Origin of the sequence: Halorubrum yunnanense (assembly GCF_026586675.1) — an archaeon.
Classification (GTDB): Archaea; Halobacteriota; Halobacteria; order Halobacteriales; family Haloferacaceae; genus Halorubrum; species Halorubrum yunnanense.
Genome location: NZ_JAODIX010000030.1, coordinates 102635 through 122016, shown reverse-complemented (window position 1 = coordinate 122016; position 19382 = coordinate 102635). Strand labels below are relative to the sequence as shown.

Annotated in this window: 17 protein-coding genes; 12 read left to right on the top strand and 5 right to left on the bottom strand. The window is 68.9% G+C overall.

Annotated elements, in window-relative coordinates:
- Together N5096_RS07765 and N5096_RS07760 are read left to right on the top strand one after the other, a co-directional pair.
- Nucleotides 1–1779, top strand: coding sequence for an ATP synthase subunit A (locus N5096_RS07765; RefSeq protein ID WP_267663778.1), 1779 nt, complete (start codon nucleotides 1–3; stop codon nucleotides 1777–1779).
- Nucleotide 1780: 1 nt separating this feature from the next.
- Entirely contained in the window at nucleotides 1781–3199 is a 1419-nt protein-coding gene (locus tag N5096_RS07760) for a V-type ATP synthase subunit B (RefSeq protein ID WP_267663777.1), read from the top strand.
- Between the two features lie 53 nt (nucleotides 3200–3252).
- Here N5096_RS07760 and N5096_RS07755 read toward each other — a convergent pair whose 3' ends face one another.
- Nucleotides 3253–4428 carry a helix-turn-helix transcriptional regulator gene (locus N5096_RS07755; protein WP_267663776.1) on the bottom strand — a complete coding sequence of 392 codons (1176 nt, stop codon included), beginning with the start codon at nucleotides 4426–4428 and terminating at the stop codon, nucleotides 3253–3255.
- Between the two features lie 179 nt (nucleotides 4429–4607).
- On the opposite strand from N5096_RS07755, the gene N5096_RS07750 reads away from it, so the two are divergent.
- The 4 genes from N5096_RS07750 (at nucleotide 4608) to N5096_RS07735 (ending at nucleotide 8890) form a co-directional block, all read left to right on the top strand.
- A complete protein-coding gene (locus tag N5096_RS07750) occupies nucleotides 4608–6656 on the top strand; it encodes a DUF7096 domain-containing protein (RefSeq protein ID WP_267663775.1) in 2049 nt (682 codons plus the stop codon).
- Entirely contained in the window at nucleotides 6656–7384 is a 729-nt protein-coding gene (locus tag N5096_RS07745) for a DUF7345 domain-containing protein (protein ID WP_267663773.1), read from the top strand. The genes N5096_RS07750 and N5096_RS07745 overlap by 1 nt, the downstream gene beginning before the upstream one ends.
- 321 nt (nucleotides 7385–7705) lie before the next feature.
- On the top strand, nucleotides 7706–8398 hold the full coding sequence (locus N5096_RS07740) for a V-type ATP synthase subunit D (RefSeq protein ID WP_267663772.1): 693 nt from the start codon (nucleotides 7706–7708) through the stop codon (nucleotides 8396–8398).
- 87 nt (nucleotides 8399–8485) lie between these two features.
- Nucleotides 8486–8890: a DUF6276 family protein gene (locus N5096_RS07735; RefSeq protein ID WP_267663771.1), complete on the top strand. Its 405-nt coding sequence runs from the start codon at nucleotides 8486–8488 to the stop codon at nucleotides 8888–8890.
- Between the two features lie 19 nt (nucleotides 8891–8909).
- Here the strand turns inward: N5096_RS07735 and N5096_RS07730 are convergent, their stop codons facing one another.
- Entirely contained in the window at nucleotides 8910–9272 is a 363-nt protein-coding gene (locus tag N5096_RS07730; RefSeq protein WP_267663770.1) for a hypothetical protein, read from the bottom strand.
- Between the two features lie 122 nt (nucleotides 9273–9394).
- Here N5096_RS07730 and N5096_RS07725 point away from each other — a divergent pair, with 122 nt between their 5' ends.
- The gene (locus N5096_RS07725) at nucleotides 9395–10780 is read left to right on the top strand and encodes a cryptochrome/photolyase family protein (RefSeq protein ID WP_267663769.1); all 1386 of its coding nucleotides are present in this window, start codon (nucleotides 9395–9397) and stop codon (nucleotides 10778–10780) included.
- Nucleotides 10781–11151: 371 nt separating this feature from the next.
- Nucleotides 11152–12654, top strand: a complete 1503-nt coding sequence (gene cysS, locus N5096_RS07720) for a cysteine--tRNA ligase (RefSeq protein ID WP_267663767.1) — start codon at nucleotides 11152–11154, stop codon at nucleotides 12652–12654.
- 474 nt (nucleotides 12655–13128) lie between these two features.
- On the opposite strand, the gene pheA is transcribed toward cysS, so the two are convergent.
- From pheA to N5096_RS07705, 3 genes are all read right to left on the bottom strand, one after another.
- Nucleotides 13129–13935: a prephenate dehydratase gene (gene pheA / locus N5096_RS07715; RefSeq protein ID WP_267663766.1), complete on the bottom strand. Its 807-nt coding sequence runs from the start codon at nucleotides 13933–13935 to the stop codon at nucleotides 13129–13131.
- 76 nt (nucleotides 13936–14011) lie between these two features.
- A complete protein-coding gene (locus N5096_RS07710) occupies nucleotides 14012–14548 on the bottom strand; it encodes a copper resistance protein CopD (protein ID WP_267663765.1) in 537 nt (178 codons plus the stop codon).
- A gap of 93 nt (nucleotides 14549–14641) precedes the next feature.
- Nucleotides 14642–14998, bottom strand: coding sequence for a hypothetical protein (locus N5096_RS07705; RefSeq protein WP_267663763.1), 357 nt, complete (start codon nucleotides 14996–14998; stop codon nucleotides 14642–14644).
- Between the two features lie 225 nt (nucleotides 14999–15223).
- On the opposite strand from N5096_RS07705, the gene N5096_RS07700 reads away from it, so the two are divergent.
- Genes N5096_RS07700 through N5096_RS07685 form a run of 4 tightly spaced genes read left to right on the top strand, consistent with a single transcriptional unit; the run spans nucleotide 15224 to nucleotide 19317 of the window.
- Nucleotides 15224–16354, top strand: a complete 1131-nt coding sequence (locus N5096_RS07700; protein ID WP_267663761.1) for an ABC transporter substrate-binding protein — start codon at nucleotides 15224–15226, stop codon at nucleotides 16352–16354.
- On the top strand, nucleotides 16351–17502 hold the full coding sequence (locus N5096_RS07695; protein WP_267663760.1) for an ABC transporter ATP-binding protein: 1152 nt from the start codon (nucleotides 16351–16353) through the stop codon (nucleotides 17500–17502). Before N5096_RS07700 ends, N5096_RS07695 begins: the two co-directional genes overlap by 4 nt.
- Nucleotides 17502–18437 (top strand): ABC transporter permease, encoded by a 936-nt coding sequence (locus tag N5096_RS07690; RefSeq protein ID WP_267663759.1) that lies wholly within the window; start codon nucleotides 17502–17504, stop codon nucleotides 18435–18437. The genes N5096_RS07695 and N5096_RS07690 overlap by 1 nt, the downstream gene beginning before the upstream one ends.
- Nucleotides 18430–19317, top strand: a complete 888-nt coding sequence (locus N5096_RS07685) for an ABC transporter permease (protein ID WP_267663758.1) — start codon at nucleotides 18430–18432, stop codon at nucleotides 19315–19317. The genes N5096_RS07690 and N5096_RS07685 overlap by 8 nt, the downstream gene beginning before the upstream one ends.
- The last annotated feature ends 65 nt before the right edge of the window (nucleotides 19318–19382 follow it).

Sequence of the window (19382 nt, the reverse complement as noted above, 5' to 3'; positions counted from 1 at the left end):
ATGAGTAAAGCAGAATCCACGGAGACCACCACAACCGAAGACGGTGCTATCCAAAGCGTGAGCGGTCCGGTCGTGAGCGCCCGCGACCTCGACGCCCGCATGAACGACGTCGTCTACGTCGGCGACGAAGGCCTCATGGGGGAAGTGATCGAGATCGAAGGCGACATCACGACCATTCAGGTGTACGAGGAAACCTCCGGGGTCAGCCCCGGCGAACCCGTCGAGAACACGGGCGAGCCGCTGTCGGTCGACCTTGGTCCGGGAATGCTGGACTCCATCTACGATGGCGTCCAGCGCCCCCTGGACGTGCTGGAGGGCAAGATGGGCAGTCCGTACCTCGACCGCGGGGTCGACGCGCCCGGTATCGACCTCGAGCAGCAGTGGGAGTTCGAGCCGACCGTCGAGGTCGGCGACGAGGTCGGTCGCGGCGACATCGTCGGCGTCGTCGAGGAGACGGTCACCATCGACCACAAGGTGATGGTGCCGCCGGACGCCCTCGAGGAGGGCGAGACCACCGAGGTCACCGCCGTCGAGTCGGGCTCGTTCGACGTCACCGAGACGGTGGCCGAGCTCGCCAACGGCACGGGCGTCTCGATGCACCAGGAGTGGCCCGTCCGCGAGGCGCGCCCCTCCCAGAACAAGAAGACGCCCCGGACGCCGCTGGTGTCCGGACAGCGCATCCTCGACGGCCTGTTCCCCATCGCGAAGGGCGGGACGGCCGCGATTCCGGGGCCGTTCGGCTCCGGGAAGACGGTCACTCAACACCAGCTCGCGAAGTACGCTGACGCGGACATCATCATCTACGTCGGCTGCGGCGAGCGCGGCAACGAGATGACCGAGGTCATCGAGGACTTCCCCGAGCTGGAGGACCCGGCCAACGGCAACCCGCTGATGGCCCGCACCTCGCTCATCGCGAACACGTCGAACATGCCCGTCGCGGCGCGTGAGTCCTGTATCTACACGGGAATCACGATCGCGGAGTTCTACCGCGACATGGGGTACGACGTCGCGCTGATGGCCGACTCCACCTCGCGGTGGGCGGAGGCCATGCGCGAGATCTCCTCCCGGCTGGAGGAGATGCCCGGCGAGGAGGGGTACCCCGCGTACCTCGCCGCCCGGCTCGCGCAGTTCTACGAGCGCGCCGGCTACTTCGAGAACGTCAACGGCACGGAGGGCTCCGTCTCGGCGATCGGCGCGGTGTCGCCGCCCGGCGGCGACTTCTCCGAGCCGGTCACCCAGAACACGCTGCGCATCGTGAAAACGTTCTGGGCGCTCGACGCGGACCTGGCGGAGCGCCGCCACTTCCCGTCGATCAACTGGAACGAGTCGTACTCGCTGTACAAAGAACAGCTCGACCCGTGGTTCCAGGAGAACGTTGAGGAAGACTGGCCCGAGAAGCGCCAGTGGGCGGTCGACATCTTGGACGAGGAGACGGAGCTGCAGGAGATCGTCCAGCTCGTCGGGAAGGACGCGCTGCCGGACGACCAGCAGCTCATCCTCGAAATCGCTCGCTACCTGCGCGAGGCGTACCTCCAGCAGAACGCGTTCCACCCGGTGGACACGTACTGTCCGCCGGAGAAGACGTACCTCATGCTGACGGCCATCCAGACGCTCCACGACGAGGCGTTCGACGCCCTCGAAGCGGGCGTCCCCGTCGAGGAGATCGTCGACACGGAGGCCGCTCCCCGGATCAACCGGATCGGCGTCCAGGAGGACTACGAGGAGTACATCGAGGAGCTCAAGGCGGACATCGCCGAGGAACTCCGGAGCCTCTACTAACATGAAAGAGTACCAAACCATCACCGAGATCAGCGGCCCCCTCGTGTACGCCGAGGTCGACGAGGCGATCGGTTACGACGAGATCGTCGAGATCGAGACGGCACAGGGAGAGACGCTACGCGGACAGGTGCTCGAATCCTCGGAGGGCGTCGTCGCCATCCAGGTGTTCGAGGGCACCTCCGGTATCGACCAGAACGCGTCCGTCCGCTTCCTGGGCGAGACGATGAAGATGCCCGTCACCGAGGACCTCCTCGGACGGGTCCTCGACGGCTCCGGCCGCCCGATCGACGACGGGCCGGAGATCGTCCCCGAGGAGCGCCAGGACATCGTCGGCGCGGCGATCAACCCGTACTCCCGCGAGTACCCCGAGGAGTTCATCGAGACGGGCGTCTCCGCGATCGACGGGATGAACACCCTCGTCCGCGGGCAGAAGCTCCCGATCTTCTCCAGCTCCGGCCAGCCGCACAGCCAGCTGGCGATGCAGATCGCCCGGCAGGCCAGTGTGCCCGAAGAGGAGGAAGACGGCGAGGAGAGCTCCGAGTTTGCCGTCATCTTCGGCGCGATGGGAATCACCCAGGAGGAGGCCAACGAGTTCATGGACGACTTCGAGCGCACCGGCGCCTTGGAGCGTTCCGTCGTCTTCATGAACCTCGCGGACGACCCCGCCGTCGAGCGGACGGTCACTCCGCGAATGGTCCTGACGACGGCCGAGTACCTCGCCTTCGAGAAGGACTACCACGTCCTGGTCATCCTGACGGACATGACCAACTACTGCGAGGCGCTCCGCGAGATCGGGGCGGCCCGCGAGGAGGTCCCCGGCCGGCGTGGCTACCCCGGGTACATGTACACCGACCTGGCGCAGCTGTACGAGCGCGCCGGGCGGATCCAGGGCCGTGAGGGGTCCGTCACCCAGATCCCGATCCTCACGATGCCGGGCGACGACGACACCCACCCGATCCCCGACCTGACCGGATACATCACGGAGGGGCAGATATACGTCGACCCCGACCTCAACAGTCAGGGCCTGCAGCCCCCGATCAACGTGCTCCCCAGCCTGTCTCGGCTGATGGACGACGGGATCGGCGAGGGGCTCACCCGCGAGGACCACGCCGACGTGAAAGACCAGATGTTCGCGGCGTACGCCGAGGGCGAGGACCTCCGCGACCTCGTGAACATCGTCGGCCGCGAGGCGCTCTCGGAGCTCGACAACAAGTACCTCGACTTCGCGGACGCCTTCGAGTCTGAGTTCGTCGACCAGGGCTTCGATCAGAACCGCGACATCGAGGAGACGCTCTCGATCGGCTGGGACCTGCTCTCGATGCTCCCGAAAGACGCCCTCAACCGGATCGACGAGGAGTTCATCGAGGAGTACTACCGCGAGGACGACTCCGAGCGCAAGGTCATCGAAGCCGCCGACTAATCCCCGGCCTTCTTTCCGCTTGCCCGCCCTCGGTCAGCGGCTGCGTCGGCCTCTCACGCCTCGTCGTCGTCAACGACGTCGATCACGTTCTCTCGGCCGATCCGCAGCTTCTCCACCTCGCCGGCGTCGGCCATCCGCGAGAGCACGCGTGAAGTCTTCGATTTCGACCAGCCGAGCGCGTCGACCACATCGGACTGCTTCATTCGTCCGCCCTCCTCGCGGAGCACGCGCGTAACGCGGTCTTCGTCAGTGAGCAGCGCCGGATCGGTCTCACCCGATCCGGCCGACTCCTCCGTCGCGGCCGCCCGCTCCGCGCGCGGCTCCGTCGATGGAGCGCCGGAGCCGTTCCCACCGCCTTGCTCCGACGCGACACCGCCGCTTATCGACGCGCTCGCCGTGGGGGTGTCGTTGTCGCCCCCATCCCCGATCCGGCCGGTCCGGACGGCGAAGGCGACGAGCGCGGCGCCTCCAACGAGTAGGATGCCGCCGAGCGCGACGAGAATCAGCGCGTCGCCGGTCACCGCTCCTCCTCCGTCACCTCCGCCCGTGCCGCCGTTTCCGCCGTCGGCAGTCGATCCGGGCACGGCTCGAACGCTCGGACGACCCCCGGCGAAGTCCTCGCGCCCCCGCCACTCGGCGACCCCGCCGTCGAGTTCGTCGGGGGTCGGCGAGGCGTCCGCGACCGCGTAGCCGTCGGGCGCCGCGATCGCCAGCGCGTCGTCGTCGCCGATGAAGAAGCCGCCCTCGAACACGTCCCCGACGACGACCGCGTCGCCGTCGACCGCGGCGAAGCCGGTCCAGGTGAACCGGAAGCTGACGACCCCCCACCGGCGCGGAACCTCCTGTATCGACGTCTCGGCCTCGAACTCCGTCGCGCGCATCTCGCGGTCGGCCGAGTCGTTCGCGGCCGCGACCACCCCTGTCATCCGGTCGGCGAAGGGGTCGAGGTAGCGGCTCGTGTTCGACCGGAACCGCTCTTGAAACCGCTCGTACTCGGCGACTTCGCTGTCGTTTTCGAGCCGCGTTCGGAGGGTTATCTCCCACGTCGCGGAGCCGTCGGCCGACAGGCCGATCCTCGTGACCGTGTTGTCCGGCTCCGGTTGGTCGTCGGTCTGCGGGAACGCCGCCGTCTGCGCGCTCGCGGGGACGGCGAACGCGAGGGCGACGACGCAGCAGGCGGCGAGGAGGAGGGCGGCGATCGACCCGACGGTCCGATCGCGTCGTCTCATCGATCTGGGGTACTTCGGCGTCCGGCTTAAATCCACAGATAGCCACGCGACCCGTCTCGCGCAATCCGCCGAAACTCGGTGAAACGGTCGTCAGTCCGGTGAAACGCGGTGCAACTGACCGCAACGGACCGCCACGGTCGTCCCGGTATATGTGGTCGGAGCCCGTTAATCCGTCCGTAATGCAAGCCACACGACTCCTGACCGTTCTCGTGGCGCTGGGGCTCGTCTTGGGCTCCGTGCCGGGCGGGGCGCTCGCGAGCGCCGCCGGCGCCGGGGACGCGACGGACATCGACTCGGCCGACGCGGCGATCGAGGGTATCGACGAATCGACCGTCACGGCGCAGACGGACGACGGGAACGCCACGGACGGGAACGCGACGAGCACGACCGACGGTGACGCGAACGCCTCGGACTCGGACACGTCGCGCGCGACGGTCGGACAGCAGCTCGCGACGGTCATCGCCGTCACCGACGACGAGGTGTCGAGCGACGTCGAGGCCTCGTCGCTCGACGCGGCGCTGGAGGACGCGAACGAGTCGGAGCGCGCGGCGATCCTCGCTGACCGGGCGGCCGCGCTCCGCGACCGCGCCGACGGGATCGTCGCCGACCAGCGCGAGGCGCGGGTCGCCTACGAGGACGGCGAGATCGACCGCGGGGAGTTCGCACAGCGGCTCGCGGTCCTCGCCGGACAGGCGCGCACGGTCGACCGTGAGTTCGACCGGCTCGACGACCACGCGGACGACGTCTCCGGGCTCGAACTCCGCGCGGCGGGCTACGACCGGAGCGCCAACGCGGACGCCCGCCAGCGGCTCGCCCGCGTGACGGGGACCGGGGCGAGCGCGCTGCTCGCGCAGTACACCGGCGAGAGCGCCGGGGAGTTCTCCCTCGCCGTCGACGGCGGCGTCTCCATCGAGGTCGAGGGCGACGACGGCGATCGCTCGCGCGAGATCGAACGCGAACAGCCCGGCGACGGCAGCTTCGAGGTCAGCCAGAGCGAAGCGCTCACGGCCGCCACGGAGCAGCTGTCGACCGACGGCGACGGCGAGTGGACCCTTCGGTCCACCGACCGCGACGAGGACGACGGCTACTACGAGTTCGAGTTCACCTTCTTCGGTCCGGAGACGACCGGCGAGGCCGAGGTGAGCGTCGACGGACAGACCGGCGAAGCCTTCGAGTTCGAGGAGGAGCTCGAGTCCCGCGACCCGGACGACGACGGCGACGAGGCCGATGAGACGCCCCTCTCGATCTCGATCGTCGACGGCACGGCCGAGCCGGGCGCGACGGTGACCCTCCGCGTGACCGCCGCCGGCGAGCCCGTCGAGGGCGCGACCGTCGAACTGGGCGACCGGGGCGTCGGCGCGACCGACGCGGACGGGCGGATCACGGTGACGCTGCCCGACGACGACGAGGTGGATATCGAGGCCGAAGACGCCGACCGCGAGGGCGAACTGGAGATCACGCTCGGCGCGGGCGACGACGGCGACGAGGCGGACGCGGAGATCCGCGAACGGCTCTCCGTGGACGGCACCGTCGAGAACGGAACGGTCACCGTCTCAGTGACCTACGACAGCGATGGCGTCGACGGCGTCGCCGTCTACGTCGACGACGAGCGCGTCGGGACGACCGACGAGGACGGAACGCTCTCGTTCGACGCGTCGGGCGTCGACGACGAGCTGCAGGTCACCCTCGTGAAGGGCGCGTTCGAGGCCGCACTCGACTTCGAGGTCGGCGCGGACGGGGGCCTCGTGCTCGACGAGGTCGACGTCGACGACCGCGACGCGGACGACGAGGCCGACGGCAGCGAGGACGAGGCCGACCGCGAAGACGAAGAGGACGACCGCGAAGACGAAGAGGACGACCGCGAAGACGAAGAGGACGACCGCGACGCCCCCGACCTCTCCGTCGCCGTCGTCTCCGGCGAACTCGGTCCCGGCGCGACGGTGACCGTCGAGGTGACCGACGCTGACGCCGAGCCCGTGGAGGGCGCGAGCGTCGAGGTCGAAGGAGAGTCCGTCGGCGCGACCGACGCTGACGGTCGCGTCGAGGTGACGCTACCGGCCGACGCCGACGGGGCCGATATCGACGTCGAGGACGGCGACCGCGAGGGCCAACTCGAAGTGGAGTTCGAGACCGACAGCGGCGACGCGGACGAGGAGGTCGACGACGATGAGGCGGACGGTGACGACGCGGACGATGAGGAAGACGACGACGAGGAGGACGACGAGTGATGGCGTCCCGCAGTCGCGTCCTCACCGCGGTCGCGGCCGTCGCAACGGTCGCGCTGGTCGGCGCGCTCCTCGCGCCGGGAGCCGCCGCGGTCGACGGTCCGGGGGCGGAGGCCGCGACCGAGGAGGGGTCGGCGTTCGTCGTCGCGCTCGAATCCGACGGCGACGCGACGGTCACGCTCGTCTTGGCGTACGACCTCGACGACGCCGACGACCGGGCCGCGTTCGCGGACCTGCGCGAGCGCCCGGAGAACATCACGGGGCCGTTCGGTGACCGTATGACCCGGATCGCCGAGCGAACGGCGGCCCAAACCGGACGCGAGATGACCGTCTCCGACGTCCGCGCCGAAATCGAATCCGGAGACGGCACCGGCGTCGTCCGGCTTTCGGCGGCCTGGACGAGCCTCGCCGCGGTCGACGGCGACCGGCTGGTCGTGAGCGAGCCGTTCGCCAGCGAGTTCCGCCCGGACCGCCCGTTCGTCCTCGTCGCGCCCGACGGGTACGCGCTCGCGGACGCGACGGTCCCCGCCGACGCCACGACCTCGCCCGACGGGAACGACGCCGCGACCGCCGAGTGGACCGCCGGAACGGACCTGTCGGAGTTCTCGGCCGCGTTCGCCCCGAGCGACGCCGCCGGGGCTACCGACGACTCGGCGCCCACCCCGTTGGCGCCGACGCTGGCGCTCCTCGTCGCCGGGCTGCTCGGTTACGCGGGCTGGCGGCGGGCGTAACCCGACAGCCCTGACCGACGCGACCGCTACGGGTCCCACCGGGTGGCGAGATCCCCGCTGACCGCGGCCCCACCGGACCCGAACGGACGGCCGCTATCCCGGCGACCGCCGTCGGAAGCGATCGCCCGCGCCGTCAGAGGCACACGACCTGTTGCGTCTCCCGGCTTCGCCTTTCTTTGTTGTACGTTCGCTCTCGATGCGGCGAGATATTTGTCCCGTGCGTCGGTTTCGCCGGCCCCTCGTCCCGTGCGTGGCCGCGGCGATGAGACGTCCCGACTGAAAAGAATTATCCGCGTCGGAGCGGAACCGTTCTCCAACAAGATGGCCAAGGACGTCAAACCGACGCGGAAGAACCTGATGGCGATCGAGGACCGCATCGAGCTCTCCGAGCGCGGTCACGACACCCTCGAACAGAAGCGTGACGGCCTCATCATGGAGTTCATGGACATTCTCGATCAGGCGCAGGACGTCCGCTCGGACGTGTCCGAGACGTACGAGACGGCCCAGCGCAAGATCGACATGGCCCGCGCGATGGAGGGCGACGTCGCCGTCCGCGGCGCGGCCGCGGCGCTGAAAGAGCACCCCGAGATCACCACCCAGTCGAAGAACATCATGGGCGTGGTCGTCCCGCAGATCGAGTCCTCGAAGGTGCGGAAGAGCCTCGACGAGCGCGGCTACGGGCTGCTCGGCTCTTCCGCCCGGATAGACGAGGCTGCCGACGCCTACGAGGCGCTGTTGGAGAAGGTCATCCTCGCGGCCGAGGTCGAGACGGCGATGAAGAAGATGCTCACGGAGATCGAGACCACCAAGCGCCGCGTGAACGCCCTCGAGTTCACGCTCCTCCCGACCCTGTACGAGAATCAGGAGTACATCGAGCAGAAACTGGAAGAACAGGAGCGCGAGGAGATCTTCCGGATGAAGAAGATCAAGGACAAAAAGGAGGAAGAGGAGAAGGAAGAGCGAGAAGCGGCCGCCGAAGCGGCCGCGGCCGAGGAGCCGGAGCCAGCGGACTGACGGCCCTCGCCGACCCAGCTCTCCCCGGCCCCTACTGCCCCGCACTGCACCACTCGATAACTCACCGTCTCATCCATCTCGCTTCTCATGGCCTGTCCCCGCTGTGACGCCACTCTCGTCGCCTTCGCCGTCCCGCCCCCGCTCCGGGAGCACGCGCCGGCCCCGACGACGGCGATCTGCGCCCGCTGTCTGCGGACGTTCGCGGCCGACGGGAGCGGGGAGGCCGTCGACGTCGCGGCCGGGAGCGAGTCCGGCGACCCCGATTTCTCCGTCGTCGACCCCGCCTTTCCCGACGGCGAGGCGGGCGTTGCGCTCGCGCTCGTCTGCGGGCACCTGGAGTCGTTCGCGCTCAACCGCACCTCGATCGAGGCGCTCGTCGAACACGCGGAGCGGTCGGGCGCGGACGTCTTCGCCTTCCTCGAGCGGCTCGACGCCCCGGACGCCGCCTTCGATCTCGACCGGCGACGGGCGGCGCTGCTCGACGCGCTGTGAGGCCTCGTCGGGAGCTCCCTCACGACTCGTCGACGTCGACGCCCGGCGGGTCGTCCCACTCGTCCTCCGCGTCCGCCTCGTCGTCGGCCTCGGTCCCAGCCGGCCCGAGCGGCTTCTCGCCGCGGCGTCGCTCGTGGACGGCGAGGCCGGCCTTACGCGCGTCGCTCCCGCCGGCGTAGGGGTCCTCTGAGGGGTCGTACGACTGCTCGTCGCGCTCGAAGAGGTACGCGAAGAGCCCGAACAGCGGGACGACGAAGGTGATGAGCGCCCACTTCCTCCGATCCATCCCGTGTTTCGGCGCGTCGACGTAGGCGTACGCCGCGAAGCCGACCAGCCACGCGAGCGGGACGCCGACGAGGATGGCGACGACGAGCGGTTGCATACCTCCGCTTCGGGCTCATCGGCTTAAGCGCACGGGTGAGTTTCGGGTGGAACGCGGCTGCGACCGTGCCAACCGGGAATCCCGTCCGAAGGACACTATTCGGTGGAGCCCGTATCGATCTCATGCAGCTATTCTGGCACCGACGCGACCCGCGGACCCGAGACAACGCCGGGCTGGCGGCGGCCGCGCGGGCGGGGACCGTCGTCCCCGTCTTCGTCTACGACGCTGACCTGCTCGAGACGGTGGGAGCACGCCAGCGGGCGTTCCTCCTCCGACACGTGAAACGGCTGGAGGCGCGCTACCGGGAGCTCGGGAGCGACCTCGTCGTCCGGGCGGGCGACCCCGAGGAGGTCCTCGTCGAGCTCGCCGACGAGTACGGCGCCGAGACCGTCTTTCATAACGAGTACTACCGCGCGGCCCGGCGGAACCGCCAGCGAGCCGTCGAGGATGCTCTCGCGGGGGCGGGAGTGGAGACGGACGCGCGGACCGACGCCGTGTTAGTCGACCCCGGTCGGCTCGAGTCGCGCTACGCGAACCACAGCCGGTTCCACGACGACTGGGAGGCGGTCCCGAAGCGGGGGCCGTACGCCGAGCCGGACGCCGACGCGCTCGCGGCCGTGCGCGACGGGAAGACGGTCCCTGAGCCGGACGCCGATATCGACCTCCCGGCGGCGGGGTACGAGGGCGCTCGCGAGCGCTTCGACGAGTTTCTCGACTACGGGATCGCGTCGTACAACGACACCCGGGACGATCTCCGGCGCGCCGCGGAGGCACCCACGCACGCGGTCTCTCGGATGTCCCCGTACCTCGCGACCGGCGCGATCGGGATCCGCGAGCTGTGGGCCGGCGCGAGCGACGTCTACGAGGCCGTGACGGGCGGCGAGCGCCGCAACGTGGACAAGTACCGGTACGAGCTGTCGTGGCGCGAGCAGATGTACCACCTGCTCTACTACAACCCCGACTTGGCGGTGTCGAACTACAAGTCGTTCCCGAACGAGATCGCGTGGCGTGAGTCCGACGAGGACTTCGCGGCTTGGGCGCGCGGGGAGACCGGCTATCCCCTCGTCGACGCCGGGATGCGCCAGCTGAACGCGGAGGGGTACATCCACAACCGCCCGCGGCAGGTCGTCGCGAGCTTCCTCGCGAAACATCTCCTGATCGACTGGCGGCGCGGGGCGCGCTACTTCACCAAGCAGCTGATCGACCACGACTACGCCTCGAATCACGGCGCGTGGCAGTGGACCGCCTCGACCGGCACCGACTCCGTCGACGTGCGCATCTTCGACCCCGTGAGCCAGATGAGCAAGTACGACGACGGCGCCCACTTCGTGAAAGAGTACGTCCCCGAGCTCAGCGACGTGCCCGCGGGCAAAGTCGTCGACTGGCCGACGCTCTCTCACGGGGAGCGCGAGGAGCTCGCGCCCGACTACCCGCATCCGATCGTCGACCGCAACGAGGGGTACGACCGCGCGCAGCGCGTCTTCGAGGAGGCGCTCGGGAAGCGGTGAGACGCAGCCATTTATAAGTAAACGAGGCGGTCGGCGCGCGCCGCCGAGTGGTCGCCGAAGGCGGCCACGAGGAGCACGTGCGAGGGAGTCAGTCGCCCGGAGCGAAGCGAAGGGCGACTGACGAGGCTGGGGAGGTGTGAGGCCGCGGTGTGTTGCGGTTGGGCGCTCCTCGCGGCTGGGGCTTTGGAGGTGTTTTCCGTAGAGCAGCCGCAGACGTATGCTCGAGCAAGTAGGAGTTCACAGGCGTCCGTCACCGATCCGCCGTCAGCGTCGGCCATTTATAAATAACTTCACGAGTCGCCAGAGCGCTCGCCTCGGTACCCTCGCTCGATTCGACGGGTTAAAACTCTCACCGTAGCAACGACCCGCTAATGAGTCTCGTCGTTACCGACACCCTGGAAGACGAGCGCGTCGAGTTCACGGCCGACGGCGACGTCACGCTGTACGTCTGTGGCCTGACGGTGTCGGACGACCCCCACCTCGGCCACGCCCGGCTGTGGTTCCACGCCGACGTCCTCCACCGGTGGCTCGACCACCTCGGCTACGACGTGCGCCACGTCGAGAACGTCACCGACGTCAACGAGAAGATCGCGGCCCGCGTCGGCGAGCGCGACGACTGGGCCGCGGAGCGCGACGTGGCCGAGACGTTCACGGCGACCGTCTTCGACGCGATGCGCGGGCTGAACCTCAAGCGCGCGGAGGTGTACCCCCGCGTCACCGAGCACGTCCCGGAGATCCGCGAGCTCGTCGAGACCCTGGTCGAGAAGGGGTACGCCTACGAGTCGCACGGCTCCGTCTACTTCGACGTCACGAGCTTCGACGACTACGGGAAGCTCTCGAACCAGGACGTCGACGAGCTCGAAGCGCAGGGCGAGCCCGATGAGCGGTCGGAGAAGCGCAACCCGTCCGACTTCGCGCTATGGAAGGCCGACGGCGTGAGCGAGACCGCCGCGCGCGAGCACGCGAAACACGACCACGGCACCGAGACGCCCCCGGGCGAGACGTGGGAGTCGCCGTGGAGCGAGGGGCGCCCGGGGTGGCACGTCGAGTGCTCGGCGATGTCGACGACGCACCTCGGCGACACCCTCGATATTCACATGGGCGGGCGCGACCTGGTCTTCCCGCACCACGAAAACGAAATCGCACAGTCGGAGGCGGCGACCGGCGAGCGGTTCGCCCGCCACTGGCTCCACGTCGGGCTGCTGGCGATGGACGGCGAGAAGATGTCCTCCTCGATCGGGAACTTCTGGACCGTCCCGGACGCCTTGGAGGTGCTCGGCGTCAACGTGGTCCGAACCTTCTACGCCGGGGCCGCCTACCGCTCCGAGCAGGCGCTCACCGAGGAGACGATCGCTGAGGCCGAGGAGCGCTGGGAGCGCCTCTCGCGCACCTACGACCGCGCCCTCGACGCGCTCGATTCGACCGACGCCCGCGCGAAGGTCGCGGACGAGGAGCTGCGTGAGGCCGTCGACACCGCCCGCGAAGAGTTCGCGGCCGCGATGAACGACGACCTGAACCTCCGGGAAGCGACCGCCGCGCTGCTGGAGCTCACGGACGCGGTGAACCGACACGTGGACGGAGCGGACGGGAGTGGCGGGGCCGGGTCGGGAGACGCCTACGACTACCGCGGCCTCCGCGAGGCCGTCGCGGCGTTCGACGACCTCGCCGGCGACGTGCTCGGCCTCCAGTTCGAGACCGAGACCGACGGCGACGTTGATCTGGCGGGCGAGCTGGTCGAACTGGTGCTGGACGTGCGTGAGGCCGAGCGCGAGGCCGGCAACTACGAGCGCGCCGACGAGCTCCGCGACGCGCTTCAGGAGGTCGGCGTCGAAATCGAGGACGGCGCCGACGGGGCGACGTACCGATTCGAATAGTACGAAGCCGTTTGCTTATAAATAGATAAGACTGCGACGACCCTCTCCAAAGCCCCAGCCGCTCGCTTATAAGTGGTTATTACCGGATCGGCGGAGAACACCTCCAAAGCCCCAGCCGCTCGCCTCTACGTCGTTGATATCGGATCGGCGGAGAACACCTCCAAAGCCCCAGCCGCTCGCCTCTACGTCGTTGATATCGGATCGGCGGAGAACACCTCCAAAGCCCCAGCCGCGAGGGCTCGCGCGGCTCGCTGCGCGCTTCAGTCGCTCGCGTTGCTCGCTCCTTCCAGTGCTTGCCTCGCCGTGCTTCGCCCTCGCGACTGCCCCTTTGAGTCCCACCCGACCGCACGGCACCGCGCCTCACGCCTCCCCAGCCTCGCGGCTCCCTTCGGTCGCCGCGTCCCTCGCACGCGCTCCTCGCAGGCCGGGGGCCCGCTCGGAGGCGCGCGCCACCGCACTGCAGAGGAATGAACGCTACTCTAACACGTGTTCCGTGTCGTACGAGCCGAGCACGCGCACCCACCCCTTGTCGGCGATCGCCTCGATGTCCTCGACCGCCTGCGCCATGTGGTCCTCGTAGAGCCCGGCGTCGACGTCGAAGTGGAACAGGTAGTCGCCGAGCCGCTCCCCGCTCGGCCGCGACTCGATCCGCGAGAGGTTGAGGTTGCGGTCGGCGAACGCCTCTAGGAGTTCGAGCAGGAGCCCGGGGTAGTTCGCGTTCGGGTAGACGATGAGGGTCGTCTTCCCGCCCGCGTCCGCCCGCTCGGACGCGGGCGCCACGACGAGGAACCGGGTCGCGTTGGAGGTGCGGTCCTGGATGTCCTCCGCGAGGATCTCGAGGTCGTCGCCGGCGTTGTCCGGATGCCCGATCCCGGCGATCCGACTGTCCTCGCGGGCGCGTTCGACCCCGCGTGCGGTTGAGGCGACCGCCTCGAGCCCGGCGTTCGGGTAGCGCTCCTCCAGCCAGTTGCGGCACTGCGCGAGCGCCTGCGAGTGGCTGGCGACGACCTCGAACTCGGGCCCCTGCGCGAGGAGCGCGTGCCGGATCGGGGTGACGACCTCGCGGGTGACCGCGACGTCGAAGTCCGCCAGCGCGTCGAGGCTCTCCGTGACGGAGCCCTCGATGCTGTTCTCAATGGGGACGACTCCCCGCTCGAACTCCCCGACCGCGACCGCGTCGACGATAGCGGTGACCGACTCGCGGAACGACACCTCGGCGGCGACGGCCCGCGCCGCACGGTGTGAGTACGTGCCGGCGGGACCGAGCGTGACGGCGTTCATCGCTCCTACGTATCAGACCGCGTTAGAAAAACGTGCGGGGTCCCGCCTCCAGCCCGTCCACACGCCCCGACGGGTCTCACGTCGGGACGCCGCCGGCCAGGAGCCCGGCGTCGACCAGCAGCAGCGCGGCGAGCCCGGCGCTCGCGAGCAGGTACGGCCGACCGACCGCGGCGAGTCGCTCCGCCGTGAGGTCGCCGCCGACCGCGTCTGCTCCGCCGCCGAGCGCGTCCACCGGGAACCCCTCGGCCATGTACGTCCCCCAGCCGATTTCGGGGTCGACCTCGCGTCGCATCCGGAGGACGCCCAGCTCGACGAGGCCGTTCATGATCCCCCACAGCGAGAGCATCGCGACGACGGCCCACCCGCGGACGCTCGCCGTGAGGAGCCCGAGCGGCCTGTACAGCGCCCAGACCATGTACCCCCCGGTGGCGGGGAGGACGACGCCGGTCCAGCGCGTGATCATGAGGAGGCGGTGCGCGGCGTCGACGAACGCGTCGCGGCCGAGCGTCCCGTCGGCCGCCCGCGGGAGGGTCGCGTAGACGACGTACAGCGTCGCGCCGGTCCACAGCGCGCCAGAGAGCACGTGGAGGACGAAGGCAGTCGTGAGGAGCACGGGATCGGGTGAGGACGCCCGGAAAATAAAGACACCCCGGCGTTCCCGCGGTGCGGCGTCGCGGCCGACTCGGGGGTCGGGACTCTTCGGCGGTCACGGGAGCCGGAGTGTCCCCTCGTACCGGTGTCGACCGTCGACCGTCTCGGCGTATTCGTACGCGTCGGGCGGCTCGATCCCCCACGCTCGGAGCCGGTCGTCGACGCCGTCGACGTACGTCGCGAGGAAGGAGCCGCGGTCCCGCAGCGTCGGCGGGGCCCGGGTGTGTTCCGTCTCGAAGCGGCAGCGCGCGACCCCGTCGCCGGTCGGAGCGATCCGGAGCCGGAGGTCGGAGCGAAGCCGCTCCCGGACCGGGGGCGGGTCACCGCGCAGGTGTCCCTCGCCGAACGCGTCGAGCGCCGCGAGGGCGTCGTCCGGAACGTGGTTCACGTCGGAGGGTGGGCCCGCAGGCACCTCATTCGGTCGGCATTCCCGGTGTGATACCCGTGGGTGACCGCGGCAAGCCCCGAGCTCGACAGACCGAACCCCACGGGACATTCCTGTATGCCAGCATCGTGATGAGTCCGCACTCGATACGAGGTAAAAACGCGCACAAATACGAGAGCCCATTCTAGCGGGACAGGGCACAGGAAACCCGGAAACACGGTATTTTTACCCTCGGACCACTTGGTAATGGTAATGCCAAACGCAGGTATGAACCGGTCCAGACATGTTTCCCGTCGTGAGTTTGTCGCCGCCGGTGGGGCAGTCGGTGTCGCCGGGTTGGCCGGCTGCGCCGGCGGCGGCGATTCGACACCCGACGGAGCGACCACCGGGGAGACGGAGTCAGACGCTCCGTTCCGCAACAAGACCTTGCGGCTCTCGACGTGGAGCGGGGCGAACGCGACCGTGTTCGAAGAAGAGATCAAGCCGGTCTACGAGGAACGGACGGGCGGCACGCTGGAGATCGTTCCGGGGTGGTCGCAGATACTCGCGAAGATCCGCTCTGCGCCCCCGGACAACCCACCGTACGACCTCACCGTCGTGGGCGATCGGCAGCACTACATCGGCCTCCAATCTGACCTGTGGGAGCCGGTGGACTACGGTAACTTGGAGAACGGCGACGTGATCAAGCCGGAGATCCAGCGCGAGGACCCGATTTCCGTGCCGCTCGCGTACGGGGTGATGTGTTACGCCTACGACAACGCGGCCGTCGACTGGCAGCCCGACACGTGGGCCGACCTGACGACCGAGGCCGAGGACGTGGCGCTGCCGGGCAGCTACTGGACGAACTCGATGCAGATGGCGGCTATCGTCTCCGACGCGCAGCCGTTCGACGACGAGCTGTATTCCGCTGAGGGCCACGACGCCATATTCGAGACGCTGAAGAGCATCGACACCGCGAAGTTCTACACCGGGGCCCAAGACATGTGGACGGCCATCGACCAGGGCGTGGCGACGATGGGTCAGTACTTCTTCGCGTATTCGCTGAAGAAGTCGCAGACCGAGTCGACGGACATCGGGCTTCACGTCCCCGAACGGACGACCGGCTACATCGACGACTACCACGTCGTCCGCGGGACCGACCGGAAAGCGATGGCGGAGGACTTCCTTGATTTCATGCTGTCGACGGAGATGCAGTCCACCTTCGCGGAGTCGTTCAACATGGGAGTGGTCAATCCCGACGCGGAGTACCCGGAGGCGACGCGCGAGAACGTCCCGCTGTCGAACGAGGCCCTGAAGGACGTCTCGTTCCTCGAGTGGGCAGACGTCTCGGAGTACGCGAGCGAACTCAACGAGCAGTTCAAGCAACTGAAAGCCAACGTATGACGACCCCGGTGTTAGAGCTCGACGGTGTCACGAAGCGGTTCGGTTCGATGACCGCCGTCAATGACGTGTCGCTGTCGGTCGCCGAGGGAGAGCTCGTCTGCTTGCTCGGCCCCTCCGGATGCGGGAAGTCGACGACGCTGCGGAGCGTCGCCGGCTTCGAGACCCCTGACGACGGCGCCGTCCGGATCGAGGGACGCGACGTGACGGCCACCCCGCCAAACGAACGACCGTGTACGATGGTGTTTCAGAACTGGGCGCTGTTCCCGAACAAGACGGTCCAAGAGAACGTCGCGTTCGGGCTCAAAATGGCCGGCGTGAGCGAGCGCGAGCGCCACGAGCGCGCCGCCGAACTGCTCTCGCTCGTCGAGATGAGCGAGCAGGCGGACGCTCGCCCCGAAGAGCTGTCAGGCGGACAAAAACAGCGGACAGCGCTGGCGCGGTCGCTGGCGCCCGATCCGGACCTGCTTCTGCTCGACGAGCCGCTGTCGAACCTCGACCGGAAGCTGCGGGAGGCGATGCAGCTGGAAATAAAGGAGATCCAGGCGACTCTCGGCACGACGATGGTGTACGTTACCCACGACCAGGACGAGGCGTTCACGCTGGCCGACCGCATCGGCGTGATGAACGACGGCCGACTGGTCCAGACCGGGCCGCCGTCGGACGTGTACACCGATCCGGACGACCGGTTCGTCGAGTCGTTCCTCGGAACAACCAACTTCGTCGAGTGCACCGTTGCGCCCGCCGAGACGCCGCAGCGGAAGCCGTCGGCCGACGGCGGCCTCGCCGACGATCGGGTGCCGCTGGAGACCCCGCTCGGATCGTCGCTGGCCGCGCCGGCGAGCGACGACCTCGAACCCGGCGACCGCGTGACCGCCTCGCTTCGACCGGAGCGGCTGTCCGTCAGCGTGGACACCGACGCCGACGCGAACACCGCCGACGACCCAGGCGCCTTCGCAGCGCGGGCGACCGTCGAAAACGTGCTTCACCGCGGGTCGACCGTCCGGTACGAGCTCACGGTCGGCGACGCGACCCTGTTCACCGAGCGACGGATGGCCGACCGACTGGACGTCGAACCCGGTGACGCGGTGATGGTCCGGTGCGGGAGCCGCGACGTGTCGTACTTCGGCCCCGCGGGGGCGCGGGTCTGATGAGCCTCGGCGACGCGACCCCCACTGACAGCGACGTCCGAGCCGCGTTCCGACGCGCGACCGCTGCTGTTAGCGGGCGCTCGGCCGGGCTGGTCGCACCGCTGTTGTTGTTCGACCTCCTGGTGTTCGTGGTGCCGTTCGGTTATCTCGTGCGGATAAGCCTCACCGAACAGGCGACGGCTCAGGCGTTCGTCGAGGGGACGTGGTCGCTCGACGGGTATCGGTTTATCGCGGAGTCGGCGACGATCCGTCGGGAATTCGTTTTCACCCTTGGGTTCGCCGCCGTCGTGACGGCGTTGGCCGTCGGAATCGGCCTGGTGTACGCGTACGCGATGTGGCGGGCGGAGGGACCGCTACGGGTGGCTCTCGTCGCCGGCGTGTTGGTGTCGATGTTCACCGCCATTGTCGTGAAGTTGTTCGCGGCCGTCCTCGTGTTCTCGCCGAACGGCGTGCTCAACGCCGCGCTCGTCGGCAGCGGGGTGATCGCGGCGCCGCTCACCCTCGTCAACAACGTCCCCGGCGCGGTGATCGCACAGCTGTATATCGTCGTCCCGTACGCGGTGCTCGCGACCTTTTCCGTGCTCGCGACGGTCGACGAGTCGCTCGTCGAGGCGGCTCGGGACCTGGGCGCGTCGCGACCGCGAGCGTTCCTTGCGGTCGTGTTACCCCACACCGTTCCGGGCCTGCTCGTCGCTGGCGTGATCGCGTTCACGTGGAGCGTCGGGTCGTACGCCGCGCCGTTGCTGCTCGGGTCCGGCTCCGAGCGGACGGTCGGTATCGAGGTTGCGGACCTGCTCTTACAGGAGTTCGACTGGTCGGCGGCCGCCGCGTTGGCAGTAGTCGTGACGACGACCGTGATCGCCGCGCTGACGCTGGCGTACCTGCTCATGCGTCGTCAAGGCGGCGCGAGCGCGGAGGTGGCCGCGGATGGCTGAGTCCGGTGCTGACGCGGGTGCGGAAGACGCTGCCCCGGCACCGGCGATCGGTACCGCGTCGACGCGACCGCTCGCGGCTCGACTCGCGGAGCTGTCCGGGACGATCGTGTTTCGGATCGCTTACCTCGCCGTGTTCGCGTTCCTGCTCGCGCCGTTCGTCGTCGTCGCGGGCACGTCGCTGGACGCGTCCGGGGCGGTCGTGTTCCCCCCGTCTGGTGTGTCGCTGCGGTGGTACGATACGTTGCTTTCGAGCCCGGACTGGATCCGCGCGGCGCGCAACAGCCTGATCGTCGCCGGCGGGACGACGATGGTGTCAACGACACTCGGCGTCGGCGCGGCACTCGGCCTCCGGAACGTCGACTCGTGGCCCGCCACCGTCGTCACCGGAATCGCGCTCGTCCCGCTGCTGGTCCCCGGCGTCGTCCTCGGCGTCGCGCTACTGGTCTTTTTCAGTCAGCTCGGTCTCCAGCAGCAGATCCCGACGATCGTGGCCGCCCACTCGCTGTGGGCGACGCCGCTCACCTTCTCGGTGATGCGAGCGACGTTCGCACGGTACGACTGGCGGCTCCGTGACGCCGCCCTCAACCTCGGCGCCTCACGCCCACGGGCATTCCTCGAGGTCGTGGTGCCGAACGTTCGAGCGGGGCTGCTGGCGGCCGCCTGTATCGCGTTCGTCGTGAGCCTCCAAGAGTTCGTCATGTCGCTGTTCCTCTCCGGTCGCGAGACGCGGACGATCCCGGTGATGGCGTGGAACTCGCTGCGGAACTCGCTGGATCCGCTGGTGAGCGTCACCTCGACGCTGCTGGTCGTCGCCGTCTTGCTCGTCGTCCTCGCCGTCGGCGTCACCGCGGGGCTCGAACGGATCGCGCGCGACACCTGACCGCGGCGGCCCTTACCGCCCAAATGCGACGACGGTAGTCGTTCGTGACTCAGCGCGGGCGCAAC

Coding starts and splice junctions, on each gene's coding strand:
- N5096_RS07740 (WP_267663772.1), top strand. CDS start 7,706: ATGGCCAAGGACGTCAAACCGACGCGGAAGAACCTGATGGCGATCGAG.
- N5096_RS07765 (WP_267663778.1), top strand. CDS start 1: ATGAGTAAAGCAGAATCCACGGAGACCACCACAACCGAAGACGGTGCT.
- N5096_RS07700 (WP_267663761.1), top strand. CDS start 15,224: ATGCCAAACGCAGGTATGAACCGGTCCAGACATGTTTCCCGTCGTGAG.
- N5096_RS07725 (WP_267663769.1), top strand. CDS start 9,395: ATGCAGCTATTCTGGCACCGACGCGACCCGCGGACCCGAGACAACGCC.
- pheA (WP_267663766.1), bottom strand. CDS start 13,935: ATGAACGCCGTCACGCTCGGTCCCGCCGGCACGTACTCACACCGTGCG.
- N5096_RS07755 (WP_267663776.1), bottom strand. CDS start 4,428: ATGAGACGACGCGATCGGACCGTCGGGTCGATCGCCGCCCTCCTCCTC.
- N5096_RS07695 (WP_267663760.1), top strand. CDS start 16,351: ATGACGACCCCGGTGTTAGAGCTCGACGGTGTCACGAAGCGGTTCGGT.
- N5096_RS07760 (WP_267663777.1), top strand. CDS start 1,781: ATGAAAGAGTACCAAACCATCACCGAGATCAGCGGCCCCCTCGTGTAC.
- N5096_RS07690 (WP_267663759.1), top strand. CDS start 17,502: ATGAGCCTCGGCGACGCGACCCCCACTGACAGCGACGTCCGAGCCGCG.
- cysS (WP_267663767.1), top strand. CDS start 11,152: ATGAGTCTCGTCGTTACCGACACCCTGGAAGACGAGCGCGTCGAGTTC.
- N5096_RS07735 (WP_267663771.1), top strand. CDS start 8,486: ATGGCCTGTCCCCGCTGTGACGCCACTCTCGTCGCCTTCGCCGTCCCG.
- N5096_RS07730 (WP_267663770.1), bottom strand. CDS start 9,272: ATGCAACCGCTCGTCGTCGCCATCCTCGTCGGCGTCCCGCTCGCGTGG.
- N5096_RS07750 (WP_267663775.1), top strand. CDS start 4,608: ATGCAAGCCACACGACTCCTGACCGTTCTCGTGGCGCTGGGGCTCGTC.
- N5096_RS07685 (WP_267663758.1), top strand. CDS start 18,430: ATGGCTGAGTCCGGTGCTGACGCGGGTGCGGAAGACGCTGCCCCGGCA.
- N5096_RS07745 (WP_267663773.1), top strand. CDS start 6,656: ATGGCGTCCCGCAGTCGCGTCCTCACCGCGGTCGCGGCCGTCGCAACG.